We start from the raw sequence: 12,681 nt of genomic DNA on the forward strand, positions 1-12,681 counted from the left end.
TTATTCTCCTTCGTATTCTACGTAATTTCTAGGTGTTTCGTAAAGAGTTACTTTTAAATCTAGTTTATCATCCAATTTAGCACGAATTCTATTCCATATTAAAACAACAATATTTTCTGCTGTTGGATTTATAGTTTTAAAATACTCAATATCTAAATTCAAATTTTTATGATCTAAATATTCTTCAACTTCATCCTCAATAATTTTTCTTAACACATCAAGATTCATTACAAAACCACTTTCAGGATCAATATCTCCTTTTACACTAACAATTAATTCGTAATTATGTCCGTGATAATTCGGATTTGAACATTTTCCGAAAACTTCTCTATTTTTTTCTTCAGTCCAATTAGGGTTATTCAGACGATGTGCAGCGTTAAAATGTGCTTTACGATTAATTGTTACTTTCATTTGTAAATAAATTTATGCTTCGATATGAGAAATATATTGGTCAAAAATAATCTTGAACCAAGCGGTATAGTTTTGAGAATTCTTTTGTATATCTTTTTTTAAATCATCCATTTCTACCCAACGATACGCCATTACTTCACTTGGATTTAATTCTGGCTCTCCGTCGTAAGTACCAATAAATACATGATCTAATTCGTGCTCTGTTAAACCATTATCTAAACTTGCCTTATAAATAAAATGAAATTTGTACGATAAATCGCAATCAAATCCCATTTCTTCCATCAATCTACGATGTGCTGCATTTTTGTAAGACTCGTTCTCACGTGGATGGCTGCAACATGTATTGGTCCATAAAGTTGGCGAATGATATTTGGTTGCGGCGCGCTGTTGTAACATTAATTCACCTTTAGAATTAAATATAAAAACCGAAAAAGCACGATGCAACAAACCAGCAACATGCGCTTGTTGTTTTTCCATCAAACCTAATTCATTATCCTCTCGGTCTACCAATACTACATATTCTTCCATAAGACAAAAATACTTTATTAAAGATGATTAAAAAACAAGTTCGATTTGTTTGTGCAAAAATTCTAGTCTTTCGTTGTCGATTTCTACAATTAATGTACCTCTATTTGTAGCTTCTCTTATAATCCCTTTAACTTCTACTCCATTTTTAATAAAAGTTGAAATTACGTCTTTTCTAAATAATTTATTATTGTAATAAGAACTTATTTCGTCAAAATTTTTGTCTTCAATCAAGTAATATTCATTTTTAAAAGTCAAAACAATATGTTCCAAAATAGTCATAATGTCATACACTTTGTCAGTTTCATTCGCCAAAGACGTTGCTTTAGGCAAATGATTAAAATCAGTTTGATTCAAATTCACACCAATTCCGATCACCGAATTCATCCCATCTTTAGACTTTGAGTTCTCCACCAAAACGCCACATATTTTTTTTCCATTAAGAATTATATCATTAGGCCATTTTATTTCAAACCCTTTACTGAATTGGCTTAGCGATTTGTAGATAGAATTAGCAATCCATTGATTTAGATAGATCAATTCCATGTATTCTAAATCACTTTTTATCAATAAACTAAAGGTTAAATTTTTATTTTCTTCCTCTATCCATTTATTTCCTGCATAACCTCTACCTTCCGTTTGATTGTAGGTGTGTATGACAGTCCAAGAGTTGGCATCTTTTTTGGATAAATCAGATAAATAATCATTCGTATTGGGAAGTGTATCGAACGTGATAATTTTCATTTTACTCGACTTGATTAAATAAGTGGTTAAAGTTATTTTAAAATCTTTAATATATCCCTAAGATTAATTAAATTTGCCGTTTACATAAATATAAGATGATAGATACACAATATACAAAAGACTTATTGGATAGCATTGTTGATGGAATTACAAATGTTAAGGGAGAAGAAATTACAATTTTAGATTTAAGAGAAATCGAAAATGCATTTACTCAATATTTCGTAATTTGTAATGGAAAGTCAAATACACAAGTTAGTGCAATTGCAGCTTCAATTGAAAGAACTGTAAAAACAGAAATGCACGAAAGACCTTACAGCATTGAAGGTACACAAAACAAGCACTGGATTTTAATGGACTACACAAATGTAATTGTTCATATCTTCCAAGAAGAATACAGAGAATACTACGACATCGAAAGTTTATGGGGTGACGCAGTAGAGACTCGTATCGAAATGAACTATTAATCAATTTAAAACGAAACCAAAAAGAAATTGAAAAAAAATAATTTTAAACCTAAAGGTTTTAATCCAACATGGATGTATGCCATCATTGGATTACTACTAATTGGCTTCTTTTTCCTTGTCCCAAGTATTGGTGGACAAACAAAAAATTTAGACCGTGGTACGTTTAATTCTTACATACAAAAAGGATACATTGATCAGGTTGACTTAGATTTAGAAAATAATAAAGTAGCAGTTTATTTAACAGACGCTGCTTTAAATACTGAAGAATTTAAGCAATTTAAAAATCAAGAACCATCTTTTCCTTCTTTAGGAACAAGTGTTAGTCCTAATTTCTCTTTTACAGTTGCCGATGCTGGTAACTTTGAAAAAGAATTTAACGAAATTGTTGCTAAAAGCCCTAACAAAAACGTAAAGTTAATTACCAAAACTCCTGATGCTTTCAGTAAAATGTTTATTCAAATCTTAATTTGGATTGCATTTATTGGATTAGTTTACTTCTTCTTATTCCGTAAGATGGGTGGATCTGCTGGCGGAGGACAAGGTGGAATTTTCAACGTTGGTAAATCAAAAGCTAAATTATTTGAAGGTGATGATCACATCAAAACAACTTTTAAAGATGTTGCTGGATTAGAAGGTGCTAAAGAAGAAATTGAAGAAATTGTTGAATTCTTACGTAACCCAGATAAATTCACAAAATTAGGTGGTAAAATACCTAAAGGTGCTTTATTAGTAGGACCTCCAGGTACAGGTAAAACATTATTAGCAAAAGCAGTAGCTGGTGAAGCAAAAGTTCCTTTCTTTTCTTTATCTGGTTCAGATTTCGTTGAAATGTTTGTAGGTGTAGGTGCTTCTCGTGTTCGTGATTTATTCAAAAACGCAAAAGAAAAATCTCCTTCAATTATCTTTATTGATGAGATTGACGCAATTGGACGAGCTCGTGGAAAATCAAATTTTTCAGGATCTAATGATGAGCGTGAAAATACATTAAATCAATTATTGACAGAAATGGATGGTTTCGGTACAGAAGCAAATGTTATTGTACTTGCCGCAACTAACCGTGCAGATATTTTAGATAAAGCATTAACACGTCCTGGTCGTTTTGACCGTACCGTTCACGTTGATTTACCAGAATTAAATGAGCGTAAAGAAATTTTTAAAGTTCACTTACGTCCTTTAAAATTAGGTGAAGATGTTGATGTTGATTTCTTAGCTAAACAAACTCCAGGTTTCTCTGGTGCTGATATTTTTAATGTTTGTAACGAATCAGCTTTAGTTGCTGCTCGTAAGAACAAAGAAGTGGTTGAAAAACAAGATTTCTTAGATGCTGTTGACCGTATTATTGGTGGACTTGAAAAGAAAAGTAAAGTAATTAAACCACAAGAAAAGAAACGTATCGCTTACCACGAAGCTGGTCATGCAGCTATCGGATGGTTAACAGAACATGCTGCTCCGTTAGTTAAAGTTACAATTGTACCACGTGGTCGTTCGTTAGGTGCAGCTTGGTATTTACCTGAAGAAAGACAAATTACAACCACTGAACAAATGTTAGACGAAATGTGTACAACAATGGGTGGTCGTGCTGCTGAGGAAGTTGTTTTCGGTAATATTTCGACAGGAGCTTTAAGTGACTTAGAAAAGGTAACAAAGCAAGCCAATGCAATGATTACAATTTACGGATTGAATAAAGAAATTGGTAATGTTTCTTATTACGATTCTTCAGGTCAAAATGAATATGGTTTCTCTAAACCTTATTCAGAAGTAACTGCTCAAGTTATTGATCGAGAAATCAAAGCTATGATTGAAGAACAATACGAAAGAGCGAAAGATATTTTAAGAGCAAATCGTGATAAAGTTGATTTATTAGCTCAGAAATTAATCGACAAAGAAGTTATCTTTAAAGAAGATTTAGAAGAAATTTTCGGTCCAAGACCACACGAAGTTCAGACAACTGAGGAAATACTTCCAGAAGTTAAAGAACCAATTACAGAGACAGAAATTGTTAACGAATAATATTTCAATAAAAAACACATCCGATGGATGTGTTTTTTTATTTCCTGCTTTTTTAATCCATAAATTTCACTAACTTTAAACACTTAATTGAGTTTTGTATAAAAACATGATTACTCATGTGGAAAGTCATTAAAAAATTATTAAATAAAAACGCTACAGATGATGCTGAAGAAAACAACAAAAACGTTGATATCTTCAGGCAGGATAGTTCGATTCCTGAAGTTTCTTTAGACGAATTATTTGCTACAAATTTTAATGCAGGTGGTGGCCATTTCCTTTATTGTGGAAATGAAAATGAAGCACTACATAACCTTGATCAAATCATTAAATATGAAAATGCGTCAAAGGTTATTTGTGTAGATCCTAACTTACAAACTAAATTAGAAAAAATAGGTGTTCCAAATACTTTAAATCCGAATGAGTTACCTCAAGGATTTTCATTTTTAAATTGTGAATTCCTGTGTGCTTACGACGGAAGTATTATGATTTCTGCACATCAAACAGCCGGAAGAAAAGTTGAAGAATTTCCTTTAAACTTTATCATTTGGGCAAAACCAAAGCAATTCGCTCTTAACTTAAGTGATGCTTTACAAAAATTAAAATCTCTAAAAAAAGACAATCTACCATCAAACATTACTTGCATCAGAGGAAAGGATATGCACAGCTTTAGTTCAATCCCAAATGCTAAGAATATTTATCTTTTATTGGTAGACGATTTATCATGAAAAATTTTATCCCTAGAGCAATCTCCGGAATAATTTATGCTCTCATTATCTTTCTAGGTACTACAATTCACCCATACGGATTAATAGGATTAATGGTTTTATTCGCTGGATTTTCACTTTACGAATTCATTAAACTTACCGGTTTATCAGATAAATTATACCTTATAGGAAGCATTATTGCTTCGATATTTTTATTTACATTATTTGGTAAAGAATTTTTATCTGTTTTTGAAAATGGAGAAAATCACTACGATTTCTTCTTAAACTCAAAAGCGTTTATCGGGCCAGTTTTATTTACAATTGCAGCTATCACAATCTTCTTCTCGACAAGAGAATTAAAAAATGACTTTGCTAAAGCTACATTAGCTGTAGTTTATATTATACTACCATTTATACTTGCGTTTACAATTCCTACATTCGGTTTTGACCTTGGTGAAAATAAAATGTACCCAGAATTGTTATTTGTATTTATTCTATTATGGGTAAGTGATTCTTTTGCTTACATAGCTGGAAACTTATTCGGAAAACACAAATTTGCTCCAAAAATTTCTAGTGCAAAAACATGGGAAGGATTTGCTGGTGGTTTCATTTTCACTATCTTAGGTGGTTATTTAATTGAAATATATTTCGATCAAAACATTAAAATAGATTGGACTATCATAGGAGTTATCGTTGCATTCTTCGGCCCTATTGGTGACCTAGCTGAATCAAAATTGAAAAGATTTTTCGGTACTAAAGACAGTGGGAACTTAATTCCAGGTCACGGAGGTTTTTTAGATAGGTTAGATAGTTTTATATTTGTAGTCCCGTTTATCTATTTATATTATTTATTAGTATACACTTTATGAGACTTCACAGAGAAGGTACATCCATATTAATTGGATGCTTGGTATTATTTACAGTGATAACTGTTGCGTTGGGATATTTTATTTCACCGTATGGTATTTTATTATCATTACCATTATGGATTTTATTTGGATTCGTAGTTTGGTTCTTTAGAAATCCTATTCGAGAAACAGAATCTTCAGAGAAATGTATCATTGCTCCAGTAGATGGAAAAGTTGTCGTTTTAGAAGAAGTGTATGAACCTGAAATTTTAAAGGAGAAATGTATTCAATTATCAATTTTCATGACCCCTTTAAATGTTCACGTAACTCGTTATCCAGTGAATGGAAAAGTAACATTTTCTAAATATCATCCTGGTAAATTTTTAGTTGCATTTCACCCAAAATCATCAGAATTAAACGAAAGAACAACAGTAGTTGTTGAAACTGAAAACAAAACAAAAGTTGTATTCCGCCAAATTGCCGGTGCAGTTGCTCGTCGAATCGTAAATTACGCTAATGTAAACGACCAAGCTGTAGCTGGACAAGAATATGGATTTATTAAATTTGGTTCACGTGTCGATATTTATTTACCATTAGATACAAAAATCGATGTGAAAATAGGTGATATTACAAAAGGTGGTATTCAGAAGATAGGCGAACTAAAATAAAATTTCTTTAAAACGAACATTTTAGTTAATTTTGTATATCATTTAGAAATAAATATATCTTACATATAAATTTTAAGTTGTAGACATGAATAAATTAGGATTATTAGCAGCAGTTGCTATGTTAGCAGTTTCTTGTTCTTCTAAACCAGGAGGTAACAAAGGTGTTTTACCAGTAGAACACGAAGCATATACTGCTGATGATGTACACCACCGTACGGAAGCTATCGCAGGTGGACACCACGGTGAAGATCACAAAGAAGTAAAAGAAGAAGTAAAAGAAGAAGTAAAAGAAGAAGTAAAAGCTGATTCTGCTGCAGTTGTAGTAGAAGAAGTGAAAACAGACTCTGTAAAATAATTATAAAAAAAGCTGGATTTTAAAATCCAGCTTTTTTTTATATTATAACGATATCATTATTATAGTTCGACTTATATAGTTTAATAGATCCTTTGTCTGGCGATACCAAAACTAATTTATTGGTTTGACGAGCTAAAGCAATATCATCATAAGAATCTGTAAATAAATAATCAATTTTTTCATTGAAATTGATAAATCCAAATTGGATTAAATTATGCAGCTTTTCTTCCTTATAATTTCCTGAAAATTTATTCTCTTTACTATTTGCTCCAATTATTATGAATTGATGATTTGGGAATAAATAATTTATCGTTGCCTTAAGATAATGCGCAGGAGCAGCTGAAGATATTGCTATTTTATAATTTTGTTTTTGAAGTATAATTAGTTCTTTTCTACATTTTTCATTCTTAAAATTTGAAATGAATTTCGCAAAAATATAATGATAACTTTGGTCCAATTTCACATTTAATAAAGCTTCTTTGAATTGATTGTGAGAAATTGATTTAGTCAATTTTCTTTTCCATAACAACTCTAATATTTCGACTTTAAAATCAAATTTAACGATAGAATACATTAACACAAATACAATCCAAATTGGGAAAGTATTTACTTTTATCAAAGTTTTATCAAAATCGAAAACAGCTTTTTTATCCATCTAATGACCAAGGAAATCGGATTAATACATTTTCATACAAAAAGAAATCTGGCTTTAAAACCGATTTTTCATTTGTAACTACAACAGCTAAACTTTTTACTGCACTTTTATTTTCAATTAAATCCTGAACGTACTCTGTCACTTTTTTTAAAGTAACTCCAGAATCTACTGCATCATCAACAATCAAAATTTTATCGTAGGAATTAAAATCTATTGTTTCGTCCAAAATAATTTCTCTATCGTAATCGATTGCTTTTTTTGTTAGCTGATCGTGTTCTACATTTCGTAAATAATCTAAAACAAAAAATGGAGTAATTTTAAAAATTGATCGAATCAATGATTTTCGAAAATCACTTTTCTTTTTTAGTGAAGTTGAAGGTCTTTGGCATTTAATAAATTTTAAATCCACCTTATTTCCTGATTTATTTAAAAGCTGAAATACATTTTCTGCAAGTGGTAATCCACCTTCTTTAATTCCTAAAATCAAAATTTTTGATGAATCAGATTTCCAATTCTTTAGAGTTTTTTCTAAAAAATGATTAAATACATCTTGCTCAAAATTTACAACTTTCATCAATATTTAATTAAACTTCAACCAATCATCATAATAATTGACAACCAATTTTTCTTTGTTTTTTATTCTATCAGTAAATTTATTTAAATATATCGAATATGAATTATTGGAATTTAACAAATCAAACAAATACTTGGTTTCAATTTCATCAGCTTTCAGAATTTCATTTTCGTAACCGCTTCCGTCCGCACCTTCAAAGTCTGAAATAACAGGAATTTTATTTTCTAACGCTTCAATTAATTTTGTCTTTACGCCACTTTCATTTTCAGAAAAATTCAAGAAAAACTTAGCATTTTGATATAATTTCTGTAATTCAATAGGACTAATATTAAACCTAAAAGTAATTTTATCAGAATTATAAAAACTGTTTTTCACTGAGTTTTCACGTTTAATTGATGAACATTTTCCTGCAATAATTATTTTAAAAATCCATAAATTATGTTCTTCTAAAAAAGAATTTATCTTTTTTAAAGCCTTCAAATTATCATCTAAATCTAAATTTCCGATGTAAAAAAAATCAATTGGTTTTTCTGAAATTTGAACCGAATCAGACGCTGTTTGATAAATTGGTAAAAAGCGATGATTGGTATCAACATGGGTTATGCTTTGGAAATTTAATTTGTCTTTTTCAGAAATATATAGAAAACCTTTAAACAGATTACTGTTCAAAATTCGTGATTCGTAGAACTTATATTTCCAGCTTTCTGTCAAAAAAAATATAGTTTTCAGACCTTTCGACGCTTTATACATATTTTTATAATACGCCATTTCGTCGTTATGCAATCTCAACCAAAATTCAGGATGTGAATTTCTTTTATCAAAAATCGAAATCAATTTCTTAATTGACTTTGTTGTCTTCATATGTTCAACCAAAACAACCTTATAATTTGCTGTCTGAATAAAATCAATCTTTGAAAAATCAATTGTACGAACCTCAACTGAAAATGGTTGTACTTTAAATAATTTTAAAGCTTTTAAAGGCGAAACTTTTATTAATTCGATGTGGTAATTATCAATAATCGTTTCATTTTGTTTTATAAAATCCTCGAAAAATTGTTTTCGTTCTTCATCAAAACAAGTACAAACTAAATCGATTTTAATATTTTTTGATTTAAAATATTCAAACTTCCTAACAATATCAATCACACCTCCATAATTCGTTGGATAAGGAGTATCAAAACAAATAATTAGAATTTTATTTTGCATAGCGGATTGAATTGATTTGAAGGTTTAAAATTTTTGATCTGAATAGGGTACTCGATATTGGATCGAACGTACTAAAGTTGCTTCATCAGCATACTCTAGCTCATCTCCTACTCCAAGTCCACGCGCAATAGTTGAAAATTGAATTGCATAATCTTTTAACTGACGATAAAGATAGAAAACTGTTGTATCGCCTTCCATTGTAGAACTTAAAGCAAAAATAATTTCTCTAATTTCTCCATTCTTTGCTCTATTAATCAAAGAATTAATATTTAATTGCGTTGGTCCAACTCCTTCCATTGGAGAAATTTTACCACCTAACACATGATAAGTACCTTTAAATTGTCCTGTATTTTCTATCGCCATTACATCTCTAACATCTTCCACAACACAAACCAAATCATGCTCACGCACTGGATTAACACAAATTTCGCACACGTCGTGATCTGAAATTGTATGACATTTTTGACAATATTTAACCTCATCTACTAAATTATCCAAAGCTTCGGCTAAAGCAACGGTTTGCGATTTCGGACGATTTAACATGTGAAGTACCAAACGTAAAGCTGTTCTCTTTCCTATCCCTGGCAAATTAGCCATTTCTTCTACTGCGCGTTCCAATACTTTACTTGGATAATTCATTCTAAAATTTATTTATTTTATAAGGTACGAAAATACTAATTTTCAATTTGATGTAATTCACGTATAGTTTCATCAAAAGTATTAAATTTGACTAATTATTTGTTAAAATTTTATGAACTCAACGATTTTACTACTTTGTGTAATAGTATACTTTGTAGGTCTTTTAGTTATATCATACTTTACAAGTAGAAACTCAGACAACGATTCATTTTTCAATGGAAACAAGAAAAGTAAATGGTGGCTAGTTGCTTTTGGTATGATAGGAACAAGTTTAAGTGGTGTTACATTTATTTCTGTTCCTGGAACTGTTGGTAAATTAACTGGTTCCGAATACGTTTATGGTGGATTCGAATACTATATGATGGTTATTGGATTTTTTATCGGCTATTTTATTGTTGCCGGAATTCTACTACCGCTTTATTATCGTATGAATCTGACCTCAATTTATACCTATTTAGGTAGACGTTTTAATGTTGAAGCGCATAAAATGGGATCGATATTTTTTATCATTTCCCGCGGTATTGGAGCAACAGCTCGTTTATATTTAGTTGTAAATGTTTTACAAATCTTTTTGCTAGATCCGTTAGGAATTCCGTTTTGGGTAACGACTTTCGTTCTATTATTAATGGTTTTACTGTATACTTTTGAAGGTGGTGTAAAAACTATTGTAGTAACAGATACGTTGCAAACTTCATTTATGATCATCAGTTTAATTGCATGTATTTGGTTTATTTTAAACCAATTAAACTTATCTCCAGTAGAAGCATTTAACCTATTATCAGCAAAGAATTATACTCATTTAATCAATTTAGATCCAAATTCTAAAACATTTTTCCTTAAAACAATTTTAGGTGGTATGTTTATTACAATTGCGATGACAGGATTGGATCAAGAAATGATGCAAAAAAACATTTCTGTTGACAATGTTGCCAATGCAAAAAAGAACATGATAACGTTTGCAAGTACATTGTTAGTTGTGAATTTAGCTTTCCTATTTTTAGGAGGAATTTTATATTTATACGCAATTAATAATGGAGGATTTTACAATTTAGTAGAGTCAACTTTCCATTTACAACAAGGAGGCGTTAATGTAATGGGTGATGATTTATTCCCAGCATTATCCTTACAAGGTTATTTTCCACTTGCAATTTCAGTCATCTTTATCATTGGATTAATTTCGGCATTATTCCCATCAGCTGATGGAGCATTAACGGCAGTTACCTCATCATTCTGTGTCGATTTATTAAAAATTAATGATCGAAATGATTTATCTGAAAAAGAAAAGAGAAATACTCGTCTTAAAGTACATTTAGCTTTTACCATTGTATTCTTTATTTTAATCATGATTTTTAAAATGATTAATAACAAAGGAATTGTTTACTTAATTATGGAAGTTGCTGGTTACACTTACGGACCATTATTAGGATTGTTTGCATTCGGAATTTTCACGACAAGAAACATCACTATTAAGTACGGAATAATTACTGTGGCAATTTTAGCTCCAATTATTACTTATGTTATTAACGAAATTGTTACTAATTTTACAGCATATAGAATTGGTGTTGAATTAATCATTTTAAATGGATTATTAACCTACTTAGGTTTATGGTTAATAAGCAATTCGAAAACTGAAAAGATATAAAATGGAGAAGAAATTAAGATTGATTTGGGATTTTCATGGGCCTGATGCTTTACCAACAGCAAAACATCACGAAATCCATTTAAAACAATTTATCGAAAAAGATCAATTAGCAAATAACATTACAGGTTACGAGGAAGTTGAAGAAATGTACGCCGTAGCTTGGTTAGTTGTGAATGAATCTGAAATGATTGCAGTTAGAGATGCCTTAAAACCTCATAGAGGTGAATGGTATAACGACTAAAAATAAAACTGAAGCAACATGTCATGTGTTGCTTTTTTTATACCTGTTAAAATCATAAAAAACTAAGAATATTATTGATTTCTACTATTAAAATTTCCTCTAAAAAGCCGTATTTTTGAACAAAATTATATATTACAAACATGACACTTCAAGAACTTCAAACACAAGTACAACAAACAAGAAGAGACATTTTAAGAATGGTTCATGCCGTTAACAGTGGTCACCCAGGTGGATCATTAGGATGTGCAGAATTTTTAACTGCATTATACGGTAATGTAATGACACATTCTACTGATTTTTCTATGGACGGAAATAATGAAGATTTATTCTTCTTATCAAATGGTCACATTTCTCCAGTATTTTATAGTGTATTAGCACGTTCTGGTTATTTTCCAGTAGAAGAATTAAACACTTTCAGAAAATTAAATACAAGATTACAAGGGCATCCAACAACACACGAAGGTTTACCTGGTGTACGAATTGCTTCTGGATCTTTAGGACAAGGTTTATCAGTTGCTATCGGTGCGGCTTTAGCTAAAAAATTAAATAACGACGATAAATTAGTTTATACCTTACATGGTGATGGTGAATTACAAGAAGGTCAGGTTTGGGAAGCATTAATGTTTGCTGCTGGTAAAAATGTTGATAACATTATCGCTACTGTAGATTACAACGGTCGTCAAATTGATGGTGATACTGATCACGTTTTACCATTAGGTGACTTAAAAGCTAAATTTGAAGCTTTTGGATGGGTTGTTTTAGATGAACCTAAAGGAAACGACTTAGAAGCTATCTTAGCTGTTTTAGAACAAGCTAAATCATTAACAGGAAAAGGAAAACCAGTCGCTATTTTATTACATACAGAAATGGGTAATGGTGTTGATTTTATGATGGGAACGCATGCTTGGCATGGAAAAGCTCCTTCAGACGAACAATTAGCTTCTGCATTAGAGCAAAATCCTGTAACTGAATTAGGAGATTACTAGAATCATTTC

The 12,681-nt window shown here is 30.6% G+C and carries 16 protein-coding genes; 9 read left to right on the top strand and 7 right to left on the bottom strand.

The window, feature by feature from the left end; genetic code table 11:
- From J9309_RS02020 to J9309_RS02030, 3 genes are read right to left on the bottom strand one after another with little or no spacing between them, the layout of a single operon-like run.
- Entirely contained in the window at positions 1–411 is a 411-nt protein-coding gene (locus J9309_RS02020; RefSeq protein ID WP_230476783.1) for a 6-pyruvoyl trahydropterin synthase family protein, read from the bottom strand.
- Positions 412–423: 12 nt separating this feature from the next.
- On the bottom strand, positions 424–939 hold the full coding sequence (gene idi, locus J9309_RS02025; protein WP_230476784.1) for an isopentenyl-diphosphate Delta-isomerase: 516 nt from the start codon (positions 937–939) through the stop codon (positions 424–426).
- A gap of 27 nt (positions 940–966) precedes the next feature.
- Entirely contained in the window at positions 967–1,680 is a 714-nt protein-coding gene (locus tag J9309_RS02030; protein WP_230476785.1) for a biotin--[acetyl-CoA-carboxylase] ligase, read from the bottom strand.
- 95 nt (positions 1,681–1,775) lie between these two features.
- On the opposite strand from J9309_RS02030, the gene rsfS reads away from it, so the two are divergent.
- The 6 genes from rsfS to J9309_RS02060 all read left to right on the top strand — a co-directional run bounded on the left by rsfS (position 1,776) and on the right by J9309_RS02060 (position 6,729).
- Positions 1,776–2,144, top strand: coding sequence for a ribosome silencing factor (rsfS, locus tag J9309_RS02035; RefSeq protein WP_230476786.1), 369 nt, complete (start codon positions 1,776–1,778; stop codon positions 2,142–2,144).
- 27 nt (positions 2,145–2,171) lie between these two features.
- The gene (gene ftsH / locus J9309_RS02040; RefSeq protein ID WP_394369288.1) at positions 2,172–4,154 is read left to right on the top strand and encodes an ATP-dependent zinc metalloprotease FtsH; all 1,983 of its coding nucleotides are present in this window, start codon (positions 2,172–2,174) and stop codon (positions 4,152–4,154) included.
- Positions 4,155–4,270: 116 nt separating this feature from the next.
- On the top strand, positions 4,271–4,879 hold the full coding sequence (locus tag J9309_RS02045) for a hypothetical protein (RefSeq protein WP_230476787.1): 609 nt from the start codon (positions 4,271–4,273) through the stop codon (positions 4,877–4,879).
- Positions 4,876–5,727, top strand: a complete 852-nt coding sequence (locus J9309_RS02050) for a phosphatidate cytidylyltransferase (protein WP_230476788.1) — start codon at positions 4,876–4,878, stop codon at positions 5,725–5,727. Before J9309_RS02045 ends, J9309_RS02050 begins: the two co-directional genes overlap by 4 nt.
- Entirely contained in the window at positions 5,724–6,374 is a 651-nt protein-coding gene (locus J9309_RS02055; protein WP_230476789.1) for a phosphatidylserine decarboxylase family protein, read from the top strand. The genes J9309_RS02050 and J9309_RS02055 overlap by 4 nt, the downstream gene beginning before the upstream one ends.
- 85 nt (positions 6,375–6,459) lie before the next feature.
- On the top strand, positions 6,460–6,729 hold the full coding sequence (locus J9309_RS02060) for a hypothetical protein (protein WP_230476790.1): 270 nt from the start codon (positions 6,460–6,462) through the stop codon (positions 6,727–6,729).
- A gap of 37 nt (positions 6,730–6,766) precedes the next feature.
- Here J9309_RS02060 and J9309_RS02065 read toward each other — a convergent pair whose 3' ends face one another.
- From J9309_RS02065 to recR, 4 genes are read right to left on the bottom strand one after another with little or no spacing between them, the layout of a single operon-like run.
- The gene (locus J9309_RS02065) at positions 6,767–7,384 is read right to left on the bottom strand and encodes an HAD family hydrolase (RefSeq protein WP_230476791.1); all 618 of its coding nucleotides are present in this window, start codon (positions 7,382–7,384) and stop codon (positions 6,767–6,769) included.
- Positions 7,377–7,958 (bottom strand): phosphoribosyltransferase, encoded by a 582-nt coding sequence (locus J9309_RS02070; RefSeq protein ID WP_230476792.1) that lies wholly within the window; start codon positions 7,956–7,958, stop codon positions 7,377–7,379. Before J9309_RS02070 ends, J9309_RS02065 begins: the two co-directional genes overlap by 8 nt.
- A 6-nt stretch (positions 7,959–7,964) precedes the next feature.
- Positions 7,965–9,164, bottom strand: a complete 1,200-nt coding sequence (locus J9309_RS02075) for a glycosyltransferase family protein (protein ID WP_230476793.1) — start codon at positions 9,162–9,164, stop codon at positions 7,965–7,967.
- A gap of 24 nt (positions 9,165–9,188) precedes the next feature.
- Positions 9,189–9,803 (bottom strand): recombination mediator RecR, encoded by a 615-nt coding sequence (recR, locus tag J9309_RS02080; protein WP_230476794.1) that lies wholly within the window; start codon positions 9,801–9,803, stop codon positions 9,189–9,191.
- 112 nt (positions 9,804–9,915) lie between these two features.
- On the opposite strand from recR, the gene J9309_RS02085 reads away from it, so the two are divergent.
- The 3 genes from J9309_RS02085 (at position 9,916) to J9309_RS02095 (ending at position 12,672) form a co-directional block, all read left to right on the top strand.
- Entirely contained in the window at positions 9,916–11,445 is a 1,530-nt protein-coding gene (locus J9309_RS02085; RefSeq protein WP_230476795.1) for a sodium:solute symporter, read from the top strand.
- A gap of 1 nt (position 11,446) precedes the next feature.
- Complete coding sequence (locus tag J9309_RS02090; RefSeq protein WP_230476796.1) at positions 11,447–11,686, top strand: hypothetical protein; 240 nt, start codon at positions 11,447–11,449, stop codon at positions 11,684–11,686.
- 140 nt (positions 11,687–11,826) lie between these two features.
- Positions 11,827–12,672 carry a transketolase gene (locus J9309_RS02095; protein WP_230476797.1) on the top strand — a complete coding sequence of 282 codons (846 nt, stop codon included), beginning with the start codon at positions 11,827–11,829 and terminating at the stop codon, positions 12,670–12,672.
- Positions 12,673–12,681 lie beyond the last annotated feature (9 nt).

The organism is Faecalibacter bovis (genome assembly GCF_017948305.1).
GTDB classification, from domain to species: Bacteria; Bacteroidota; Bacteroidia; order Flavobacteriales; family Weeksellaceae; genus Empedobacter; species Empedobacter bovis.

Bases quoted from the DNA above. Each gene is read 5' to 3' on its own strand.
- J9309_RS02020 (WP_230476783.1), bottom strand. From the start codon at position 411: ATGAAAGTAACAATTAATCGTAAAGCACATTTTAACGCTGCACATCGT.
- idi (WP_230476784.1), bottom strand. From the start codon at position 939: ATGGAAGAATATGTAGTATTGGTAGACCGAGAGGATAATGAATTAGGT.
- J9309_RS02030 (WP_230476785.1), bottom strand. From the start codon at position 1,680: ATGAAAATTATCACGTTCGATACACTTCCCAATACGAATGATTATTTA.
- rsfS (WP_230476786.1), top strand. From the start codon at position 1,776: ATGATAGATACACAATATACAAAAGACTTATTGGATAGCATTGTTGAT.
- J9309_RS02045 (WP_230476787.1), top strand. From the start codon at position 4,271: ATGTGGAAAGTCATTAAAAAATTATTAAATAAAAACGCTACAGATGAT.
- J9309_RS02050 (WP_230476788.1), top strand. From the start codon at position 4,876: ATGAAAAATTTTATCCCTAGAGCAATCTCCGGAATAATTTATGCTCTC.
- J9309_RS02055 (WP_230476789.1), top strand. From the start codon at position 5,724: ATGAGACTTCACAGAGAAGGTACATCCATATTAATTGGATGCTTGGTA.
- J9309_RS02060 (WP_230476790.1), top strand. From the start codon at position 6,460: ATGAATAAATTAGGATTATTAGCAGCAGTTGCTATGTTAGCAGTTTCT.
- J9309_RS02065 (WP_230476791.1), bottom strand. From the start codon at position 7,384: ATGGATAAAAAAGCTGTTTTCGATTTTGATAAAACTTTGATAAAAGTA.
- J9309_RS02070 (WP_230476792.1), bottom strand. From the start codon at position 7,958: ATGAAAGTTGTAAATTTTGAGCAAGATGTATTTAATCATTTTTTAGAA.
- J9309_RS02075 (WP_230476793.1), bottom strand. From the start codon at position 9,164: ATGCAAAATAAAATTCTAATTATTTGTTTTGATACTCCTTATCCAACG.
- recR (WP_230476794.1), bottom strand. From the start codon at position 9,803: ATGAATTATCCAAGTAAAGTATTGGAACGCGCAGTAGAAGAAATGGCT.
- J9309_RS02085 (WP_230476795.1), top strand. From the start codon at position 9,916: ATGAACTCAACGATTTTACTACTTTGTGTAATAGTATACTTTGTAGGT.
- J9309_RS02090 (WP_230476796.1), top strand. From the start codon at position 11,447: ATGGAGAAGAAATTAAGATTGATTTGGGATTTTCATGGGCCTGATGCT.
- J9309_RS02095 (WP_230476797.1), top strand. From the start codon at position 11,827: ATGACACTTCAAGAACTTCAAACACAAGTACAACAAACAAGAAGAGAC.